Here is a 6263-nt window from a genome sequence, read left to right as displayed (position 1 = left end):
CAGGCGCGCGATCTCCACCGCCTCGTTGAGATTGGTGGCGATGGGCTTTTCGCAATAGACGTGCTTGCCGGCGTGGATGGCCTTGGCCAGCAGCTGCGGGCGCATCTGCGTGGTGCCGGCGTCGAAGAACACGGTGTCGGCCGGGTCGGCCAGCGCGGCATCCAGGTTGGTGCCGAAGCGGTTGATGCCATGGGCCCGCGCCAGCGCCTCGATCTTCTCGGCATCGCGGCCGATCAGGATGGGGTCGGGCATCACCTTGTCGCCGTTGCGCAGCTGCACGCCGCCCTGCGCGCGGATCGCGACGATGGAGCGGATCAGGTGCTGGTTCATGCCCATGCGGCCGGTGACGCCATGCATCACGATGCCGAGCCGTTGAGTGGCCATCTTCGAGTTCTCCGGTTTGGTTTATTGCGGGGACAGGCCGGCGGCCTTGACGAGCTTGGCGTTGGCCGCGATCTCGTCCTTGATGTACTGGTCGAACTGCTCGGGCTGCAGCGTCCAGGGGTCGGCGCCCAGCTTGGCAAAGCGCTCCTTCACCTCGGGCGAGGCCAGTGCCTTGGCCACTTCGTCGTGCAGGCGCTTGACGATCTCGCGCGGGGTCTTGGCCGGGGCCATCATCCCGATCCAGAAGTTGAATTCCGAGCCCGGCACGCCGGCCTCGGCCGTGGTGGGCACGTCGGGCAGCGCGGCCGAGCGCTTGGGCGAGCCCACCGCCAGCGCCAGCAGCTGGCCGTCCTTGATTTGGCCGATCACCGGCGCGATGGGCGAGAAGTAGTAGTCCACCCGGCCGCCCAGCACTTCGCTCACCGCCTCGGCCGAGCCCTTGAAGGGGATGTTGGTGGCTTCTATGTGGGCGGCCAGCTTGAACTTCTCGGCATTGAGGTGCGTGGCGCTGCCCTGGCCGGCCGAGGCGTAGTTGAAGCTGCCCGGCTTGGCCCGCGCCGCGGCCAGCAGGTCGGGCAGCGTCTTCACGCCCTTGGCGGGCGAGATCACCATCACGTTGGCCAGCGAGGCGATGGGCGTGATGCCCACGAAGTCGGCCTGCGTGTCGAACGGCAGCTTGGCGAAGGTCCAGGGGCTGACGGTGTGCGACGACGAATGGATGAGCAGCGTGTAGCCGTCGGGCGCGGCGGCGGCCACCATCTGCTGGCCGATGGTGCCGCTGGCGCCGCCGCGGTTGTCCACCAGCACCTGCTGGCCCAGGCTGGCGCTGAGCTTGTCGCTGATGGCGCGGGCCATGATGTCGGTGGTGCTGCCGGCCGCGAACGGCACGATCACCCGGATGGTCTTGCTGGGGTAGCCGTTGGCGCCCGGCCCTTGCGCGGCGGCCGGGCCGGCGGCGCCCAGCAGTGCGATGCCGATGGCGGTGGAGGACAGCGCCAGGGCGGCGCGGCGTACAAACTTCATCGCGGTCTCCTCGAACTTCTAATTCACCGTTTGGTGAATTGATTCTAGGAGGGCGGCGCGCGTGACGTACAGCCCGGCGGGGCTGGGAGTTACCCGGGGCTGGCAGCGGCCCGCCGCGGGCCGAAGCGGTGCTTCAGGGCAGCAGGTAGCCCAGGATCACGTCGCTCATGTGCGACAGGCGCTGCTGCAGCGCCTTGGGCGTCATCAGGTCGCGGCCGAACACCGCCGACAGCGTGTGGTTGTTCGACAGGTAGAAGTACGCCATGCCTGCGATGGACACGTACAGCTGCAGCGGGTCCACGCCGCCGCGGAAACTGCCCTCTCGACGACCGCGCTCCAGGATCTCGGCCAGGGTTTCGATCAGCGGGCTGTTGAGTTCCCGCGCGCGCTGCGAGTCGGCCAGGTGCCGGGCGCGGTGCAGGTTGGCGCTGTTGAGCAGGGTCAGGAACTCCGGGTGTTCCAGGTAGTAGTTCCAGGTGAACTCCACCAGCCGCCGCACGGCGTCGGCGGGCTTCTGGTCCAGCAGGTGCAATTCCTGTTCGGCGGCGCGGATGTCGCGGTAGGCCTGCTCCAGCACCGCGCGGAACAGCTGTTCCTTGTCGGTGAAGTAGTAGTAGATGAGCCGCTTGTTCAGCCCGGCCCGCTCGGCGATGCGGTCGACCCGGGCGCCGCCCAGGCCATGCTCGGCGAACTCGTCGCGCGCGGCGGCCAGGATGGTGGCCTGCGATCGGTCGGCGTCGCGCAGGCGCTCGTCGGTGGCGGGTGGAGACTCGGTGCTCATGGGCGCTGGAAGTGCCTGCAGTTAACTGTATGGTGAATTATCGGCTGAGCGCCTGCTGCCAGACGGCGGCAGGCGCTGGCCGATTGTCGGCGCCGCGTCGGCGCTGTCCGACGTGCGCTGGCGTGCGGCGCCGATACACGCCGGTACAGGCGGCGCGGAGCATCGGGTCTTGCACTGGCGGTGCTGTGTGCACGGCCGCCAGACCCACCCGCCGCCCAGCCAGGACCTGCCCGCATGCCCACTTCTTACGACGCCCGCCTCAGCGAAGGCACGCCGCACCCGCGTGGTGCGACCTGCATCGGCGATGGCGTCAACTTTGCGCTGTTCTCCGCCAACGCCACGAAAGTGGAGGTCTGCCTTTTCGATGAAAGCGGCCAGCAGGAGCTGGCGCGCATCGCGCTGCCCGAGTACACCGACGAGGTGTGGCACGGCCACATCGCGGGCCTGAAGCCCGGCCAACGCTATGGCTACCGGGTGCACGGCCCTTACGAGCCCGAAAAGGGCCACCGCTTCAACCCCAACAAGCTGCTGCTCGACCCTTATGCCCGCGCCCATGTGGGCGAGGTGCAGTGGCGCGACGAGCTGTTCGGCTACACCGTGGGCCATCCCGATGCCGACCTGAGCTTCGACGAGCGCGACAGCGCGCCCTTCGTGCCCAAGTGCGTGGTGGTGGACAGCAGCTTCGAATGGAAGATGCGCGAACGCGCCCGGGTGCCCTGGGACTGCACCGTGTTCTACGAAGCCCACGTCAAGGGCATGACCCAGCGCCACCCCCAGGTGCCCGAGGCCGAGCGCGGCACCTTCAAGGGCCTGGGCCATGAGGCGGTGATCCAGCATTTGAAGACGCTGGGCGTGACCAGCATCGAGCTGCTGCCTTCCCAGACCTTCCTGAGCCAGCCCTTCCTGCTGGACAAGGGTCTGAAGAACTACTGGGGCTACGACACCATCGGCTTTTTCGCGGTGCACCCCGACTACCTGTGCGAGCCCAGCGTCGACGAATTCAAGGAGATGGTCGACCGCTTCCACAAGGCGGGTCTGGAGGTCATCCTCGACGTGGTCTACAACCACACGCCCGAAGGCAACGAACTGGGCCCGACGTTGAGCTTCAAGGGCATCGACAACGCCAGCTACTACCGGCTGCTGCCCGACCAGCCGCGCTACTACATCAACGACACCGGCACCGGCAACACCGTGAACCTGAGCCACCCGCGGGTGCTGCAGATGGTGACCGACAGCCTGCGCTACTGGGTGACCGAGATGCAGGTGGACGGCTTCCGCTTCGACCTGGCCACCATCCTGGCGCGCGAGCCGTATGGCTTTGATGAAGGCGGCGGCTTCCTCGACGCCTGCCGGCAGGACCCGATCCTGTCCAGCGTGAAGCTGATCGCCGAGCCCTGGGACTGCGGCCCCGGCGGCTACCAGGTGGGCGGCTTTCCGCCCGGCTGGGCCGAGTGGAACGACCGCTTCCGCGACACCGTGCGCAGCTACTGGAAGGGCGAACCCGGCACCGCCGCCGCGCTGGCCGGCTGCGTGACCGCCAGCGGCGATACCTTCAACCGCCGCGGCCGCCGGCCCTGGGCCAGCGTCAACTTCATCACCGCGCACGACGGCTACGTGCTGGCCGACCTGGTGAGCTACAACGAGCGCCACAACGAAGCCAACGGCGAAGACAACCGCGACGGCCACAGCGACAACCGCTCATGGAACTGCGGCGCCGAAGGCCCGACCGACGACGAAGCCATCAATGCGCTGCGCGCCCAGCAGCAGCGCAACCTGCTGGCCACGCTGCTGCTGTCGCAGGGCACGCCGATGATGGTCGCGGGCGACGAATTCAGCCGCACCCAGCACGGCAACAACAACCCCTACTGCCAGGACAACGACATCTCGTGGCTGCAGTGGGAAGCGATCGACGAGCGCGGTCAGGCGCTGCAGGCCTTCACCCAGCGGCTGCTGGCGCTGCGGCGCGAGCTGCCGGTGCTGCGGCGTGGGCGCTTTCTCACCGGTCGCACCCATGAGGAACTGGGCCTGCGCGATGCCGTCTGGTGGACGCCGGCCGGCGAGGAGATGCAGCCTGGCCACTGGGAAGACGGCAACACCTTGTGCTTCGGCCTGACGCTGGACGGCCGTGCGCCCCGCACCCACCTGGAACGCCCGGCCGAGGACGCTTCGGTGCTGATGCTGTTCAACGCCTGGCATGAGCCGATCGACTTCACGCTGCCCGCGCCGCCGGAAGACGGCCGCCAGTGGGAGCTGGCGGTGGACACGGCGCAGCCTGATGCCTGCGGCGACCGCGTGGAAGGCGGCACGATGCGCCAGATGGCGGGCCGCTCGCTGCTGCTCTTCATCTCTCGCTGATGCCTGTCCCGCGCCTGCCGCCCCCACGCTTGCCGGGGCCGCGGGCACGGGCGGGAATGGCATTTGCCCCCTGTTGCGCAGGCGCATGCATTGGCAGCGGAGGTCGATATGGAGTGGCAATACGAGCTCGTCCAGGACGCAGATCTTCTGTGGCGCTGGGCGATGGTCTCGGATCAGCAGCGGTCGCTGACGACGATGGAGGTGTCGCTGGTGGCCTTTCCCACCCGGGGCGAGGCGCACGAGGACCTGCAGGTGCAGCTGGCCGGCCGCTGGGACAGCCGCGGCCACCTGCAGATACCGGCGACACATGTGCAGAAGCTGGTGCGCGGTGTGGCCTGGCACCGCCCCGAATGCGGTGGCCTGGTGGACGTGGCCATCATCAAGCACCCGCGCGACGCCACCGGCTGCAACTGGAACATCGGCCCGATGAGCGGCCTGTGTTGCGAGCAATGCAAGGCGGCGTTGATCGAAGAGATCAACGTGCTGCGCCAGTGGTACTCGGTGCCTGACGGCATCTGACTTTCCAGCGAAGGAGACCCCCATGCCCAGCACCGACTGGTCTGCCAAGCGAGAGCGGCAGTACGAGCACATCAAGACCAGCCTGAAAGACCGCGGCAAGCCGACGAAGGTGGCTGAAGAGATCGCCGCCCGCACGGTGAACAAGGAACGCGCCCAGCACGGCGAATCCAGGACCGCCAGCAAGTCGTCGGTCCACGACGTCTCCCCCAGCCACCGCGGCGGCCAGCGCTCGCACACCGGCGAGGGCGGCCGCACCTATGCGCAGCTGTACAACGAGGCCAGGCACAAAGGCGTGAAGGGGCGGTCGAAGATGAGCAAGCAGGAGTTGCTGGAGGCGGTGGGGCGGTAGGGCGTCCGGCTGTCGGGCGTCACGCTCGGCTCTCCGCGCCCCGGATGCCGATGCAGTTGCCCCATGGATCCCGGACTTGGCACATCACACGATCATTTTCGATCGCCATGGGACCGCGGTACAGGACGGCGCCCTGAGACTGGAACCAGGCCAGCACCGAGGTGAAATCGGGAACTTCCCAGTACGGCACCGTGCCCGCTGCCCCTGAGGCGACCTTGTCGTCGGCGGGCACGAACTCGAGCTGGACGCCTCCCAGGCGCAGCGTTTCCAGGCCAGGGATAGCCTGGACGTGGATCGCATCGCGGAATGCGTTCTGGTACCAGGCCCGGGCGGCGGCTGGATCTGCCGCGTGGATCATGAGTGCGATCAACTGGGTCATCGAAGTTCCTCTCGGGCACCGGCATCGTGATGGTTGGAAGGGCTGTGTTTGTACAATATTAAGTACAACGAAGGAGTGCCGCATGGACGCCATCACCTACAGCGCCGCCCGCGCCAATCTGGCCAAGACCATGGATCGGGTGTGCGAGGACCACGAACCGTTGATCATCACCCGCAACGGACAGCAGTCGGTGGTGATGCTGTCGCTGGATGACTTCCAGGCGCTCGAAGAAACCGCCTATCTGCTGCGCAGCCCGGCCAACGCCAGGCGCCTGTTGTCCGCGGCCTCTCAACTCGCTGCAGGCCAGGGCGTCGAGCGTGATCTGGCGCCGTGAAGCTGGTGTTTGCCGATGAGGCCTGGGACGACTACCTGCAATGGCAGAAGCAGGATCGCAAGATGGTGGAGCGCATCAACCGTCTGATTCAGGAAGTCAGGCGCGAGCCGTTCTCAGGTGTCGGCAAGCCCGAGCCGCT

The 6263-nt window shown here is 67.5% G+C and carries 9 protein-coding genes; 5 read left to right on the top strand and 4 right to left on the bottom strand.

What is annotated here, in order from left to right; translation table 11 throughout:
• The 3 genes from ABNT58_RS26100 to ABNT58_RS26090 form a co-directional block, all read right to left on the bottom strand.
• Positions 1-384 (bottom strand): Gfo/Idh/MocA family oxidoreductase (locus ABNT58_RS26100; protein WP_348756295.1); only part of this gene is annotated, 384 nt, incomplete at its 3' end.
• A 21-nt stretch (positions 385-405) separates the two neighbouring features.
• Positions 406-1407 (bottom strand): tripartite tricarboxylate transporter substrate binding protein, encoded by a 1002-nt coding sequence (locus tag ABNT58_RS26095; RefSeq protein WP_348756294.1) that lies wholly within the window; start codon positions 1405-1407, stop codon positions 406-408.
• Positions 1408-1540: 133 nt separating this feature from the next.
• Positions 1541-2188 carry a TetR/AcrR family transcriptional regulator gene (locus ABNT58_RS26090; RefSeq protein WP_348756293.1) on the bottom strand — a complete coding sequence of 216 codons (648 nt, stop codon included), beginning with the start codon at positions 2186-2188 and terminating at the stop codon, positions 1541-1543.
• A 234-nt stretch (positions 2189-2422) separates the two neighbouring features.
• On the opposite strand from ABNT58_RS26090, the gene glgX reads away from it, so the two are divergent.
• The 3 genes from glgX (at position 2423) to ABNT58_RS26075 (ending at position 5411) form a co-directional block, all read left to right on the top strand.
• The gene (gene glgX, locus ABNT58_RS26085) at positions 2423-4543 is read left to right on the top strand and encodes a glycogen debranching protein GlgX (RefSeq protein WP_348756292.1); all 2121 of its coding nucleotides are present in this window, start codon (positions 2423-2425) and stop codon (positions 4541-4543) included.
• 162 nt (positions 4544-4705) lie between these two features.
• Positions 4706-5062 carry a hypothetical protein gene (locus ABNT58_RS26080; protein WP_348756291.1) on the top strand — a complete coding sequence of 119 codons (357 nt, stop codon included), beginning with the start codon at positions 4706-4708 and terminating at the stop codon, positions 5060-5062.
• A gap of 22 nt (positions 5063-5084) precedes the next feature.
• Positions 5085-5411, top strand: coding sequence for a plasmid stabilization protein (locus ABNT58_RS26075; RefSeq protein WP_348756290.1), 327 nt, complete (start codon positions 5085-5087; stop codon positions 5409-5411).
• Between the two features lie 19 nt (positions 5412-5430).
• Here ABNT58_RS26075 and ABNT58_RS26070 read toward each other — a convergent pair whose 3' ends face one another.
• Complete coding sequence (locus tag ABNT58_RS26070) at positions 5431-5790, bottom strand: glyoxalase/bleomycin resistance/dioxygenase family protein (RefSeq protein WP_348756289.1); 360 nt, start codon at positions 5788-5790, stop codon at positions 5431-5433.
• Between the two features lie 82 nt (positions 5791-5872).
• Here ABNT58_RS26070 and ABNT58_RS26065 point away from each other — a divergent pair, with 82 nt between their 5' ends.
• Together ABNT58_RS26065 and ABNT58_RS26060 are read left to right on the top strand one after the other, a co-directional pair.
• Complete coding sequence (locus tag ABNT58_RS26065; protein WP_348756288.1) at positions 5873-6124, top strand: type II toxin-antitoxin system prevent-host-death family antitoxin; 252 nt, start codon at positions 5873-5875, stop codon at positions 6122-6124.
• Positions 6121-6263, top strand: a 143-nt coding sequence (locus ABNT58_RS26060) for a Txe/YoeB family addiction module toxin (protein WP_348756296.1), incomplete at its 3' end; no start/stop codon positions are given. The genes ABNT58_RS26065 and ABNT58_RS26060, both read left to right, overlap by 4 nt.

Origin of the sequence: uncultured Aquincola sp. (genome assembly GCF_964001545.1) — a bacterium.
Taxonomy (GTDB): domain Bacteria; phylum Pseudomonadota; class Gammaproteobacteria; order Burkholderiales; family Burkholderiaceae_C; genus Aquincola.
The sequence above is the reverse complement of the archived record's forward strand: the minus strand, read 5'-3'. Positions and strand labels throughout refer to the sequence as shown.